Consider the following 11,927-nt stretch of genomic DNA (forward strand, 5'->3'; position numbering starts at 1 on the left):
AAACCCCTCATGAATTATTTACGGGGCAATCAGAAGTTCTGGTGGCTGCATAATGATTGCACTTAATACTTGAATTCAAGAGGTAAATAATCACTATAACTACATAAAAAGAAATGCCCAATCCAACAAATAATAACCCTTCGTTATCGTGCTTTATTAGTGAGTAAACACTGAGAAGTAAACAAACCATGCCTAAGCTTATACTAAGCCATATATTTTGACTCATAAGCTTTTCTTCAGTTTTAATATCTTGTTGTTTCATAGTATTCATCCTGTAATTGAATTTGATATTTTGTAACCCTTGGGTATCAATGTAACCTTGGGGTATCACCGGGTCAATATTTATTTGTAACCTAAAGGTATCAAAATATTTCAGGAAAGATTCATATAGAACAGATAAAATGGTTTTAGTGGCTTTTTTAGATCAACTACAATGATTTTAAGGCTAACACTCGCTATGATAAGAACATTATTTGCACGTTTGAAAGGACGATCATGAAAACCTTACTTAAAATTGTAGGTGTAATACTTTTACTATGTATAGCACTCATTGTTGCCGCACCGTTTTTAATCCCTACTGATACTATTTTTAATAAAGTGTCGCAGCAGGTAGAACAAACAACTGGGCGTACTCTTATTATTAAAGGTGATAAAACACTTAGCGTATTCCCCGCATTAAAGTTAGAACTTAACGACGTGCATTTTGCAAATATGGAATCAGGTTCGCGCGCCGATATGGCGAGTATGAAACAGCTTGCTGTACACATACCTTGGTTTTCATTATTTGGTGGTGAGTTTAAATTAGATAAGTTTGTTATAAACGAACCAAATATTCTATTAGAAACCGACAAAAATGGTAAAGCTAATTGGCAGTTGTTTGATGCAGTTGCAGAGCAACCTAAAGAGCAAAGCCAATCAGGTGAAGCGATAAAGCTTCCAGATAACTTTGATATTGAATTAGGTGAGGTTGCTATTTATGGCGGTACATTTACTTACCTAGATGGCCAAACAGGTGCTAAACAACAAATTAGTGATCTCGAGCTCGCTATTTTACTTCCTTCACTTCGTAAAACATTAGAAGTAAAAGGCGGTATTACTTATATGCAAGAACGTTTTGAGCTTGATATAAAACTAGATACTCCTACTAAAGCAATCGAAGGCACCACTTTTAATGTTAAACAAAGCTTAGATTCTCGTTTAGTTGATCTAACGTTCGAAGGAAGCATTGCTCAGCAAGGCCAAGATATTAAAGGTCAGTTAGCACTAAGCGGTGAGTCTGTTAAAAGTATTGCGAAATGGCAAGGTGTAGAGTTAGACGCTAAAGAAAATGCTTTTAACGCATTTAGTGTAAACGGTAAAATGCACCTAGCAGGTGAGAAATTTAATTTAGAAGATTTAGTTGCGACGTTAGACGCATTGGAAATAAAAGGTAAGAGCGAGCTTAACCTAGGTAAGCGTTTAGCTGTAAATGCTGATATTGATTTAGGTATGCTTGATTTAAACCCGTACCTACCTGAAGCAGTAGCTAAACAAGAAGAGCCAGTAGAGCAAGATGATAAACCTGCAGAGCCAATAGTATGGGATGACACTAAAATTGATCTAAGTGCGTTAAATTCACTAGATGCGAATGTAGTTATTCGTTCAAGTGGATTAAAAGCTAACGATATTAAGTTGGGCGCAAATCAATTTACTGTTGCTTTAAAAAATAGCATTGCAAAACTAAGCCTAGATAGCTTTTCTGCTTATGAAGGGTCAGGTAAAGGCGTTATCAATGTAAACGCACAACAAGTACCTTATAAAATATCAACTAACTTTGACTTAGCTGGTATAGATGCACAGCCTTTATTAACGGATGCGGCAGGTTTTGACAAACTAATGGGTAAGGGGTCTTTAAATTGGAACCTAAACACAACTGGTCAAAGTCAAAAGTCGTTTATTGGTGCGCTTAACGGAAAGCTTGGATTTGAGTTTGCTGATGGAGCTGTAAAAGGTGCGAATATAGCTGAGATGGTACGTAAAGGTAAGGAGCTTATTTCAGGAAACTTTGGTGCAGCATCTGAAGGGTTAGATACAGGGTTTGAAGAATCTGAGCAAACGGATTTCTCTGCACTAACGGGAAGCTTCAACTTTACTAATGGTGTTGGCAAAAATACTGATTTATCACTTATTAGCCCACTTATTAGAATATCTGGTGAAGGGGACGTCGATTTACCGCAAACAATGGTTAACTACCGTTTGGTTACGGGCATAGTTGGATCAATCGAAGGACAGGGAACTACTGATGACAGTAGTGGCTTTAAAATACCATTACGTATAAAAGGGCCTTTTCATGATGTTGGTATAAAGCTTGATGTAGGCAATGCGCTCAAAGATGAAGCTAAGCAGAAAGTCGATGAGGCTAAAGAAAAAGCCAAAGACAAAGCAAAAGATAAGATTAAAGATAAATTAAAAGGTTTATTTGGTTAATCAACTACAGCTAACGTAAACAAGGCACTTATATAGTGCCTTGTTTGTTTTGTAACCACCTGTAAAATAGCTACATAGCCGTAATTACTCGACTTTAATAACCATACACTCCAAATTAATTAAAAAATAACCTATCGCTACCCCCTCAATGCTGGTACAATTGCCCGCCCTTAAGAGACAACTCGTTTGTTTTTTGATTGGGATTTAATCGAAATGTCTGATTTTTAAACAAATTTTAGACACGTTGTAATTACTACACCGGAGGTCATTAACATGATCCAAATGCAAACTCAGCTGGAAGTTGCTGATAACAGCGGCGCTCGCAAAGTGCAGTGTATAAAAGTCCTTGGTGGTTCACACCGTCGCTACGCAGCGATTGGCGACATCATTAAAGTTTCTGTAAAAGAAGCTATTCCTCGCGGTAAAGTGAAGAAAGGTGATGTTAAAAACGCGGTAGTTGTGCGTACCAGAAAAGGTGTTCGCCGTCCAGATGGTTCTCTGATCCGTTTTGACAGCAACGCGGCTGTTATCTTAAATGATAACTTGCAGCCAATTGGTACACGTATTTTCGGCCCTGTGACTCGCGAACTTCGTAATGATAAGTTCATGAAAATCGTTTCACTAGCCCCAGAAGTACTGTAAGGAGCCAATCATGGCAGCAAAAATACGTCGTGATGACGAAGTAATCGTACTAGCAGGTAAAGACAAAGGTAAGCGCGGAAAAGTGCTTTCAGTTGTTACTGAATCTGGTCGAATCTTTGTCGAAGGCATAAACTTGATCAAGAAACACCAAAAGCCGGTTCCACAATTGAACCAAGCTGGCGGCATTGTTGAGAAAGAAGCATCTATGGATGCATCAAACGTTGCGATCTTCAACTCGGAAACGAGTAAAGCTGATCGTGTAGGTTTCAAGATTGAAGATGGTAAGAAATTACGTATCTTTAAATCTACTGGTAAAACTATCTAATAGTTGGAGTAGAATGATGGCGAAACTGCATGAAGTATATAAAGACAAAGTAGTTGCTGAACTTCAAGAGAAGTTTGGTTTCAGCTCTGTCATGCAAGTCCCTCAGATCGAAAAGATCACATTGAATATGGGCGTGGGCGAAGCCCTAGCTGACAAGAAGATTTTAGATAACGCAGTAGCGGATCTAGCAGCAATCTCTGGTCAGAAACCTCTAATCACTAAAGCACGCAAATCTGTTGCTGGCTTCAAAGTGCGTGAAGGTTACCCGATTGGTTGTAAAGTAACCCTACGCGGCGAGCGTATGTGGGACTTTTTTGAGCGTTTGGTATCAATCGCTATCCCACGTATTCGTGACTTCCGTGGCGTAAGTGCTAAGTCTTTTGATGGACGTGGCAACTACAGCATGGGCGTACGTGAACAAATCATCTTCCCAGAAATCGATTACGATAAAGTAGACCGTGTACGCGGTATGGATATTACTATCACTACTTCTGCGAAATCTGATGAGGAAGGCCGTGCGTTGTTAGAAGCGTTTAACTTCCCATTTAAGAAATAAGGGTAGGGTTATGGCAAAGAATTCTATGAAAGCGCGCGAAGCAAAGCGCACAAAACTAGTTGCTCAGTTCGCTGAAAAGCGCACAGCACTAAAAGCTATCATCAGTGATGTTAATACATCTGAAGATGATCGTTGGGACGCGGTACTTAAGCTACAAGCTTTACCTCGTGATTCTAGCCCTGCACGTCAACGTAATCGTTGTAACATTACGGGCCGCCCACATGGTTTCCTTCGCAAATTCGGCATGAGCCGTATTAAAGTTCGCGAAGCAGCTATGCGCGGTGAAATTCCTGGCCTTAAAAAGGCTAGCTGGTAATAGAATCATGGGAGTAAGACTATGAGCTTGCAAGATCCTATCGCGGATTTGTTCACACGAATTCGTAACGGTCAATCAGCGAAGAAAGTATCTGTAACGATGCCAACTTCAAAGCTGAAAGTAGCATTAGCTAAAGTACTAAAAGACGAAGGTTATATCGTAGATTTCGCCGTTAACGGTGAAACTAAACCTGAGCTTTCTATCGAATTGAAGTACTTCGAAGGCAAAGCTGTAATTGAAAATATCCAGCGTGTAAGTCGCCCTGGTCTACGTATCTATAAGAAACGTGACCAATTACCTAAGGTAATGGGTGGTCTTGGTATCGCTATCGTATCAACTTCTAAAGGCCTAATGACAGACCGCACAGCACGTAGTGCTGGTGTTGGTGGTGAAATCATTGGTTTTGTAGCTTAATCGGAGGGGAACTATGTCTCGCATAGCAAAGGCACCAATTACTGTTCCTGCCGGTGTAGAAGTTACATTAAAAGGCCAGGAAATCACAGTTAAAGGCAAAAACGGTGAACTTACTCGTACTATCAACAACGCTGTTGAAGTACAAGTTAATGACAACGTTATTACTACTTTACCTCGTGATGGCGTAGCGAATGCATGGGCTCAAGCAGGTACTGCTCGCGCTCTAATCAACAACATGGTTGTTGGTACGCATGAAGGTTACGAGAAGAAACTTCAGTTAGTAGGCGTGGGTTACCGTGCTGCAGCTAAGGGTAAAACATTAGATTTAACTCTTGGCTTCTCACACCCAGTTAATTTCGCAGTTCCTGAAGGAATTACGATTGAAACTCCAAGCCAAACAGAAGTTCTAGTTAAGGGCGTAGATAAGCAGTTAGTTGGTCAAACAGCTGCTAACATTCGTGCATACCGTAAACCTGAGCCTTATAAAGGTAAGGGTGTTCGTTATTCAGATGAGAATGTACGCCGTAAAGAGGCTAAGAAGAAGTAAGGTAAGACGATGGATAAAAAAACAGCTCGTCTACGTCGTGCTAAACGCACTCGTAGAAATTATATTGAACAAGGCACAACGCGTCTTGTTATCCACCGCACGCCACGTCACATCTACGCTCAAGTTGTAAATGCTGAGGGTAATGTACTGGCTGCTGCTTCTACTGTTGAAAAGGCTATTAGCGAAACAGTTAAAGGCACCGGTAACGTTGAAGCTGCGCAAGCAGTTGGCAAAGCGGTTGCTGAACGTGCGGCTGACAAAGGCATCGAAAAGATTGCTTTTGATCGCAGTGGCTTTAAATATCACGGCCGTGTGAAGGCGCTAGCTGATGCTGCGCGTGAAGCCGGTTTGCAATTCTAGGAGTAGACTATGGCTAACGTAGAAGCAAAGCAACAACAGCCTGATCTAGCTGAAAAGCTAATCGCGGTGAACCGTGTGTCTAAAGTAGTTAAAGGTGGTCGTATCTTTAGCTTTACTGCACTAACTGTAGTTGGTGATGGCGCAGGTAAAGTAGGTTTCGGTTATGGTAAAGCACGTGAAGTTCCAGCTGCTATTCAAAAAGCAATGGAAAAAGCACGTCGTAACATGATCAACGTAGACCTAAATGGCAACACATTACAGCATCCTGTTAAGGGACGTCATGCTGGCTCACTAGTGTTCATGAAACCAGCATCTGAAGGTACTGGTATCATTGCAGGTGGTGCTATGCGTGCAGTACTTGAAGTGACTGGTGTGCAGAACGTACTTTCTAAATGTTACGGTTCTACTAACCCAATCAACGTGGTACGTGCAACGATTTCGGCTCTTGAGAATATGAATTCTCCACAGTCAATCGCTGCAAAACGTGGCCTTCGCGTAGACGAAATACTGGGGTAACCATGGCAAATCAAACTGTAAAAGTAACACAAGTAAAAAGCTCTATCGGTCGTTTACCGAAACATAAAGCTACATTACGCGGTCTTGGTTTACGTCGTATCAACCACACTGTTGAGTTAGAAGACACAGCATGTGTACGTGGTATGATAAACAAGGTTTCTTACATGGTTAAGGTAGAGGGTTAATTCGATGCATTTGAATACACTTTCACCTGCTGCAGGTTCAAAAACTGCTCCAAAACGTGTTGGTCGTGGTATCGGTTCTGGTCTAGGTAAGACTGGTGGTCGTGGTCACAAAGGTCAAAAATCACGTTCTGGCGGCAAAGTACGCGTTGGTTTTGAAGGCGGTCAAATGCCTATGCAACGTCGTCTACCTAAATTTGGTTTCACTTCTCGCAAATCTTTAGTATCTGCAGAAATAAACCTTTTTGAAATCGCTAAAGTTGAAGGCGATGTGGTAGACCTAAGCGCGTTACAAGCAGCTGGTCTAGTTAAAAAGAACGTTCTTTTCGTTAAAGTTGTTAAATCTGGCGAAGTTTCACGCGCTGTTACCGTTAAAGGCCTTAAAGCCTCTAAAGGTGCTCGCGAAGCTATTGAAGCTGCCGGAGGCAAGGTAGAAGACTAAGGAAGTACTAATGGCTAAACCAGGTCAAGATACAAAAAGTGCACAAGGTGGACTTTCGGAATTGAAGCGCCGATTACTCTTCGTATTGGGTGCTATCATAATTTACCGTCTAGGTTCATTTGTGCCGATCCCTGGGATTGACGCCGCTGTACTTGCCGATTTCTTCGAGCAACAAAAGGGCACCATTGTTGAAATGTTCAACATGTTCAGTGGTGGTGCTCTTGAGCGAGCTTCAGTGTTAGCACTGGGTATTATGCCGTATATCTCGGCTTCGATTATTACGCAACTATTAACGCATATGTATCCTCCGTTTATAGAGCTTAAGAAAGAAGGTGAGCAAGGGCGTAAAAAAATTAGCCAGTACACACGCTATGGCACGCTTGTGCTAGCTACTATTCAATCAATCGGTATTGCTTCTAGCTTACCGGGCATGATGGAGGGGTTAGTTGTTAACCCTGGTATGGGTTTCTATTTCACCGCAGTGGTGAGTTTAGTGACTGGTACTATGTTCCTTATGTGGTTGGGTGAACAAATTACAGAACGCGGTATCGGTAACGGTATCTCTGTTCTAATATTTGTTGGTATTGTAGCTAACTTGCCGTCTGCTATTGGTTCGACAGTCGAAATGGCGCGCCAAGGTGATTTGAATGTTTTTGTACTACTGATGGTTGCGGTAATCGTATTCGCTGTTACTTATCTTGTAGTGTTTTTTGAACGTGGACAACGTCGTATTGTTGTTAACTACGCTAAACGCCAACAAGGTCGTCAAGTATTTGCTGCTCAAAGCACGCATTTACCACTAAAAGTAAATATGGCGGGTGTTATTCCACCAATCTTCGCTAGTAGTATAATTCTGTTCCCTGGTACAATTGCTAGCTGGTTCGGCCAAGGTGAAGGTCCAGTTGCTGATGTATTACAAGCTGTAGCTACTACGTTGACCCCAGGTCAACCGTTGTACTCACTTGTACTAGCAGCAGCTATTATCTTCTTCTGCTTTTTCTATACAGCGTTGGTTTTTAACCCTCGTGAAACAGCAGATAACCTTAAGAAATCTGGCGCATTTATCCCAGGTATTCGTCCAGGTGAGCAGACATCTAAATACATTGATAAAGTGATGACACGCCTGACATTGGCAGGTGCTTTGTATATAACCTTTATCTGTCTGGTGCCTGAATTCATGACGATGGCGTGGCAAACGCCATTCTACTTCGGCGGTACATCAGTTTTGATTATCGTTGTAGTAATCATGGACTTTATGGCACAAGTACAGACTCACCTGATGTCTCATCAGTATGATTCTGTGCTGAAAAAAGCGAACCTTAAAGGCTACGGTCGATAAGGTCAGTTTACGGAGTTGAGCAATGAAAGTACGTGCTTCCGTTAAGAAAATATGCCGTAACTGTAAAGTTATTAAACGTGCTGGTGTAGTACGCGTAATTTGCAGTGAGCCTAAGCATAAGCAAAGGCAAGGCTAAGTAAACAGCGTGCAGGCTGAGTTTTCTCGGCCTGTGTTTTTAGTAGTAATTTGGTCTTCGTTTGAGTATCCTTACGGGCTTTTCAAACAGATGATTACCAAATTCGAATATAGGAGATGTGTTAGTGGCCCGTATTGCTGGCATTAACGTCCCTGATCATAAACATGCAGTTATTGGTTTAACAGCTATTTATGGCATAGGTAAGACTCGCTCTAAGGCTATCTTAGTAGCGACTGGTATCGCCGAAACCACAAAAATCGGTGAACTTTCAGACGAAATTCTTGACGTACTGCGTGATGCAGTTGGCAAGTACACTGTTGAAGGTGATCTTCGTCGTGAAGTTACTTTAAATATCAAGCGCCTTATGGACCTTGGTTGTTATCGTGGCCTACGTCACCGTCGCTCTTTACCACTACGTGGTCAAAGAACTAAGACTAACGCGCGCACCCGTAAGGGTCCACGTAAGCCTATTAAGCGATAAGGGGATAGTATTATGGCTAAGACACCAATTCGTCGTAAAAAGGTTAAAAAACAAGTTGCTGATGGTATGGCTCATGTTCATGCGTCTTTCAACAACACTATTGTAACGATTACCGACCGTCAAGGTAATGCACTATCATGGGCTACTGCCGGTGGTTCAGGTTTCCGTGGTTCACGTAAATCTACACCATTTGCTGCTCAGGTTGCTGCAGAGCGTGCAGGTACTGCTGCTCAAGAATACGGTTTAAAAAATCTAGAAGTTTTCATCAAAGGTCCAGGTCCAGGTCGTGAATCTGCTGTACGTGCTTTGAATGCTGCTGGTTACCGTATTACCAACATTACTGACGTGACGCCTATACCACATAATGGTTGTCGTCCACCGAAGAAACGTCGCGTTTAACAATAGGTTAGGAGAAATAACATGGCAAGATATTTGGGCCCTAAGCTCAAGCTGAGTCGTCGTGAAGGTACTGACCTGTTCCTTAAGAGCGGCGTAAGAGCTATCGACTCTAAGTGTAAACTTGAGACTGCACCTGGTCAGCACGGCGCCCGTAAAGGTCGTTTATCTGATTACGGTTTACAATTACGTGAAAAGCAAAAAGTACGTCGTATATACGGTGTATTAGAAAAGCAATTCCGTAACTACTACAAAGAAGCTGCTCGCCTTAAAGGTAATACAGGTGAAAACTTGTTACAGCTTTTAGAGCAACGTTTAGACAATGTTGTATATCGCATGGGTTTTGCTAGCACACGTGCAGAAGCACGTCAGTTAGTAAGCCATAAAGCGATTTTAGTTAATGGTCGTGTTGTGAACATTCCTTCATACGTAATTACTCCAGAAGATACTGTTGTAATCCGTGAGAAGTCTAAGACACAAGCACGTATCATCGCTGCTCTAGAGTTGGCTGAGCAACGTGAAAAGCCGACTTGGGTTGAAGTTGACGGTAAGAAATTGGAAGGCAGCTTTAAGCGTCTACCTGAGCGTTCAGACCTGTCTGCGGACATTAATGAACAACTAATCGTCGAACTTTACTCTAAGTAAAGTTAAGAGTTAAGAGAGGATAAAATGCAGGGTTCTGTTACAGAATTTCTAAAACCAAGGTTAGTCGACATCGACGCTATCAACCCAACGCGTTCTAAAATAGTTTTAGAACCATTAGAGCGTGGCTTTGGCCATACTCTGGGTAATGCTTTACGCCGTATATTACTTTCATCTATGCCTGGATGTGCAGTAACTGAAGTTGAAATCGACGGTGTATTACATGAGTACAGCGCGAAAGAAGGCGTTCAAGAAGACATCATTGAAATACTATTAAACCTTAAAGGTTTAGCAGTAACGTTAGAAGGCAAAGATGAAGTTTTTCTGACCCTGACTAAATCTGGTGTAGGCCCTGTTACTGCGGCTGATATTCAGCACGATGGCGATGTAACAATTGCTAATCCAGATCACGTTATTTGTAATTTAACTACAAATAACAGCGAGATCAGCATGCGTATTCGTGTTGAACGTGGTCGTGGTTATGTGCCGGCATCTAGTCGTTTATCCTCTGATGACGATGAGCGTCCAATTGGTAGATTGTTGCTTGATGCATCATTTAGCCCAGTTGAACGTATTGCGTACTCGGTTGAATCAGCTCGAGTTGAGCAACGTACAGATTTAGACAAGTTAATCATTGATATGGAAACAAACGGCACTTTAGATCCAGAAGAAGCGATCCGCCGTGCGTCTACTATCTTAGCTGAGCAATTAGATGCATTCGTAGATTTACGTGATGTAACTGAGCCAGAAGAGAAAGAAGAGAAGCCAGAATTCGATCCTATTCTACTTCGTCCAGTTGATGACCTTGAATTAACAGTACGCTCAGCAAATTGTTTGAAAGCCGAGCAAATTCAATATATCGGTGATTTAGTTCAGCGCACTGAAGTTGAGCTTCTTAAAACGCCTAATTTAGGTAAGAAGTCTCTAACTGAAATTAAAGACGTGCTAGCTTCACGTGGACTTTCTCTAGGCATGCGCCTAGAAAATTGGCCACCTGCAAGTTTAGCTGAATAATCTAAATCACTATATTAGTTTAGTTAGAAGGATAGGGTCATGCGCCATCGTAAGAGTGGTCGTCAATTAAACCGTAACAGTAGCCATCGTAAAGCGATGTTTAGCAATATGGCAGGTTCTTTGGTGAAACATGAAATCATCAAAACTACTTTGCCTAAAGCGAAAGAGTTACGTCGTGTAATTGAACCTTTAATCACACTGGCTAAGACTGACAGTGTAGCAAATCGCCGTTTAGCGTTTGCTCGCACGCGTGATAATGAAGTTGTTGGTAAATTATTCAGTGAAATCGGTCCACGTAACGCGGATCGTCCAGGTGGTTACACTCGTATTCTTAAGTGTGGCTTCCGTACTGGTGATAATGCACCAATGGCTTATATTGAACTAGTTGGTCGCCCAGCGACTAGCGAAGCAGTTCAAGAAGACGCACAGTCTGCAGAGTAAGTCTTAAAGAAACCTAAAAGCCGAGCTTATGCTCGGCTTTTTCTTGCCTAAAATTTGTCAAACTATATGAACGAGTAATTACCTTCTATTATGTGTATCGACTCATAGATTCTGAATCGATAGGTTGTTTTGACAGCTATTTTAATAGCTACCTAGTGACTCTTTACTTACCATTGATTGAAAATAGCCTATCAGGTTCTAGTTAAAGATCATTTTCATTATATAGTGATTTACAGTTATTAATGATAGCACTTCGAATTTAACTACCATTAAGCAATCCCTGATTAAGTTTTTATTTATTAGAGCTTATCAGAAGATATAGCGTTCGCTCTCTTAATCTATATACCGGTACTAAGAACCTCATAGTAAAGCTAATCATTGCGGCCTAAGTAAACTCACTTCTTAAATAAAACATAGCCCAATGAATTCAAATCTCAGCTTTTGACTATTTCAAATGATTTTAGCAACACGACTCTTAACTTATTGGTTGGCTTTTTCAGGATTGTTGATCCAAATACGTCTCTACTGATAGCTAGTTATCATAATTTTGATTTTAAATAGCCCTATAAACTTCTTGATACAGGTGGTTTAGTTGTGTTTTTGAGCGTTTAGCTCAAATACTCAGCGAGCAGCACTTTATTTCAAGTTTTCTTCAAAAAAGGGTTGATCTGTTTTCGGATCTCCCTATAATGCGACCCCACTGAGACGGGAA

General features: G+C 41.3%; 19 protein-coding genes. 18 read left to right on the forward strand and 1 reads right to left on the reverse strand.

Annotated features, from left to right (window positions below; translation table 11 throughout):
* Positions 1–7 precede the first annotated feature (7 nt).
* On the reverse strand, positions 8–262 hold the full coding sequence (locus tag GQR55_RS18520) for a hypothetical protein (RefSeq protein ID WP_206012145.1): 255 nt from the start codon (positions 260–262) through the stop codon (positions 8–10).
* A 233-nt stretch (positions 263–495) separates the two neighbouring features.
* On the opposite strand from GQR55_RS18520, the gene GQR55_RS18525 reads away from it, so the two are divergent.
* The 18 genes from GQR55_RS18525 (at position 496) to rplQ (ending at position 11,215) form a co-directional block, all read left to right on the forward strand.
* Positions 496–2,466 carry an AsmA family protein gene (locus GQR55_RS18525; RefSeq protein WP_166421777.1) on the forward strand — a complete coding sequence of 657 codons (1,971 nt, stop codon included), beginning with the start codon at positions 496–498 and terminating at the stop codon, positions 2,464–2,466.
* 273 nt (positions 2,467–2,739) lie between these two features.
* Entirely contained in the window at positions 2,740–3,108 is a 369-nt protein-coding gene (gene rplN, locus GQR55_RS18530; protein ID WP_002959498.1) for a 50S ribosomal protein L14, read from the forward strand.
* Between the two features lie 10 nt (positions 3,109–3,118).
* Positions 3,119–3,433: a 50S ribosomal protein L24 gene (rplX, locus tag GQR55_RS18535; protein ID WP_002959496.1), complete on the forward strand. Its 315-nt coding sequence runs from the start codon at positions 3,119–3,121 to the stop codon at positions 3,431–3,433.
* Positions 3,434–3,449: 16 nt separating this feature from the next.
* Positions 3,450–3,989: a 50S ribosomal protein L5 gene (gene rplE, locus GQR55_RS18540; RefSeq protein ID WP_010554915.1), complete on the forward strand. Its 540-nt coding sequence runs from the start codon at positions 3,450–3,452 to the stop codon at positions 3,987–3,989.
* A gap of 10 nt (positions 3,990–3,999) precedes the next feature.
* Complete coding sequence (gene rpsN, locus GQR55_RS18545) at positions 4,000–4,305, forward strand: 30S ribosomal protein S14 (RefSeq protein WP_165741003.1); 306 nt, start codon at positions 4,000–4,002, stop codon at positions 4,303–4,305.
* A gap of 21 nt (positions 4,306–4,326) precedes the next feature.
* On the forward strand, positions 4,327–4,719 hold the full coding sequence (rpsH, locus tag GQR55_RS18550; RefSeq protein ID WP_007584660.1) for a 30S ribosomal protein S8: 393 nt from the start codon (positions 4,327–4,329) through the stop codon (positions 4,717–4,719).
* Between the two features lie 13 nt (positions 4,720–4,732).
* A complete protein-coding gene (gene rplF / locus GQR55_RS18555) occupies positions 4,733–5,266 on the forward strand; it encodes a 50S ribosomal protein L6 (protein ID WP_002959488.1) in 534 nt (177 codons plus the stop codon).
* 9 nt (positions 5,267–5,275) lie between these two features.
* Positions 5,276–5,626: a 50S ribosomal protein L18 gene (gene rplR, locus GQR55_RS18560; RefSeq protein WP_002959486.1), complete on the forward strand. Its 351-nt coding sequence runs from the start codon at positions 5,276–5,278 to the stop codon at positions 5,624–5,626.
* 9 nt (positions 5,627–5,635) lie between these two features.
* Positions 5,636–6,142, forward strand: a complete 507-nt coding sequence (gene rpsE / locus GQR55_RS18565; RefSeq protein ID WP_002959485.1) for a 30S ribosomal protein S5 — start codon at positions 5,636–5,638, stop codon at positions 6,140–6,142.
* 2 nt (positions 6,143–6,144) lie between these two features.
* On the forward strand, positions 6,145–6,327 hold the full coding sequence (rpmD, locus tag GQR55_RS18570) for a 50S ribosomal protein L30 (RefSeq protein ID WP_002959482.1): 183 nt from the start codon (positions 6,145–6,147) through the stop codon (positions 6,325–6,327).
* Positions 6,328–6,331: 4 nt separating this feature from the next.
* Positions 6,332–6,766 (forward strand): 50S ribosomal protein L15, encoded by a 435-nt coding sequence (gene rplO / locus GQR55_RS18575; protein ID WP_002959480.1) that lies wholly within the window; start codon positions 6,332–6,334, stop codon positions 6,764–6,766.
* Positions 6,767–6,776: 10 nt separating this feature from the next.
* Positions 6,777–8,105 carry a preprotein translocase subunit SecY gene (gene secY, locus GQR55_RS18580; RefSeq protein WP_007584663.1) on the forward strand — a complete coding sequence of 443 codons (1,329 nt, stop codon included), beginning with the start codon at positions 6,777–6,779 and terminating at the stop codon, positions 8,103–8,105.
* A gap of 22 nt (positions 8,106–8,127) precedes the next feature.
* Complete coding sequence (rpmJ, locus tag GQR55_RS18585) at positions 8,128–8,241, forward strand: 50S ribosomal protein L36 (protein ID WP_002959476.1); 114 nt, start codon at positions 8,128–8,130, stop codon at positions 8,239–8,241.
* 124 nt (positions 8,242–8,365) lie between these two features.
* On the forward strand, positions 8,366–8,722 hold the full coding sequence (gene rpsM / locus GQR55_RS18590) for a 30S ribosomal protein S13 (RefSeq protein ID WP_007584664.1): 357 nt from the start codon (positions 8,366–8,368) through the stop codon (positions 8,720–8,722).
* Between the two features lie 12 nt (positions 8,723–8,734).
* Complete coding sequence (gene rpsK, locus GQR55_RS18595) at positions 8,735–9,121, forward strand: 30S ribosomal protein S11 (RefSeq protein WP_002959471.1); 387 nt, start codon at positions 8,735–8,737, stop codon at positions 9,119–9,121.
* Between the two features lie 21 nt (positions 9,122–9,142).
* Complete coding sequence (gene rpsD, locus GQR55_RS18600) at positions 9,143–9,763, forward strand: 30S ribosomal protein S4 (RefSeq protein ID WP_002959461.1); 621 nt, start codon at positions 9,143–9,145, stop codon at positions 9,761–9,763.
* Positions 9,764–9,787: 24 nt separating this feature from the next.
* Positions 9,788–10,774 (forward strand): DNA-directed RNA polymerase subunit alpha, encoded by a 987-nt coding sequence (rpoA, locus tag GQR55_RS18605; RefSeq protein ID WP_002959452.1) that lies wholly within the window; start codon positions 9,788–9,790, stop codon positions 10,772–10,774.
* 39 nt (positions 10,775–10,813) lie between these two features.
* Positions 10,814–11,215, forward strand: a complete 402-nt coding sequence (gene rplQ, locus GQR55_RS18610; protein ID WP_002959450.1) for a 50S ribosomal protein L17 — start codon at positions 10,814–10,816, stop codon at positions 11,213–11,215.
* Positions 11,216–11,927 lie beyond the last annotated feature (712 nt).

Origin of the sequence: Pseudoalteromonas sp. Z1A8 (genome assembly GCF_011378855.1) — a bacterium.
Taxonomy (GTDB): Bacteria; Pseudomonadota; Gammaproteobacteria; order Enterobacterales; family Alteromonadaceae; genus Pseudoalteromonas.

Coding starts and splice junctions, on each gene's coding strand:
- GQR55_RS18520 (WP_206012145.1), bottom strand. CDS start 262: ATGAAACAACAAGATATTAAAACTGAAGAAAAGCTTATGAGTCAAAAT.
- GQR55_RS18525 (WP_166421777.1), top strand. CDS start 496: ATGAAAACCTTACTTAAAATTGTAGGTGTAATACTTTTACTATGTATA.
- rplN (WP_002959498.1), top strand. CDS start 2,740: ATGATCCAAATGCAAACTCAGCTGGAAGTTGCTGATAACAGCGGCGCT.
- rplX (WP_002959496.1), top strand. CDS start 3,119: ATGGCAGCAAAAATACGTCGTGATGACGAAGTAATCGTACTAGCAGGT.
- rplE (WP_010554915.1), top strand. CDS start 3,450: ATGGCGAAACTGCATGAAGTATATAAAGACAAAGTAGTTGCTGAACTT.
- rpsN (WP_165741003.1), top strand. CDS start 4,000: ATGGCAAAGAATTCTATGAAAGCGCGCGAAGCAAAGCGCACAAAACTA.
- rpsH (WP_007584660.1), top strand. CDS start 4,327: ATGAGCTTGCAAGATCCTATCGCGGATTTGTTCACACGAATTCGTAAC.
- rplF (WP_002959488.1), top strand. CDS start 4,733: ATGTCTCGCATAGCAAAGGCACCAATTACTGTTCCTGCCGGTGTAGAA.
- rplR (WP_002959486.1), top strand. CDS start 5,276: ATGGATAAAAAAACAGCTCGTCTACGTCGTGCTAAACGCACTCGTAGA.
- rpsE (WP_002959485.1), top strand. CDS start 5,636: ATGGCTAACGTAGAAGCAAAGCAACAACAGCCTGATCTAGCTGAAAAG.
- rpmD (WP_002959482.1), top strand. CDS start 6,145: ATGGCAAATCAAACTGTAAAAGTAACACAAGTAAAAAGCTCTATCGGT.
- rplO (WP_002959480.1), top strand. CDS start 6,332: ATGCATTTGAATACACTTTCACCTGCTGCAGGTTCAAAAACTGCTCCA.
- secY (WP_007584663.1), top strand. CDS start 6,777: ATGGCTAAACCAGGTCAAGATACAAAAAGTGCACAAGGTGGACTTTCG.
- rpmJ (WP_002959476.1), top strand. CDS start 8,128: ATGAAAGTACGTGCTTCCGTTAAGAAAATATGCCGTAACTGTAAAGTT.
- rpsK (WP_002959471.1), top strand. CDS start 8,735: ATGGCTAAGACACCAATTCGTCGTAAAAAGGTTAAAAAACAAGTTGCT.
- rpsD (WP_002959461.1), top strand. CDS start 9,143: ATGGCAAGATATTTGGGCCCTAAGCTCAAGCTGAGTCGTCGTGAAGGT.
- rpoA (WP_002959452.1), top strand. CDS start 9,788: ATGCAGGGTTCTGTTACAGAATTTCTAAAACCAAGGTTAGTCGACATC.
- rplQ (WP_002959450.1), top strand. CDS start 10,814: ATGCGCCATCGTAAGAGTGGTCGTCAATTAAACCGTAACAGTAGCCAT.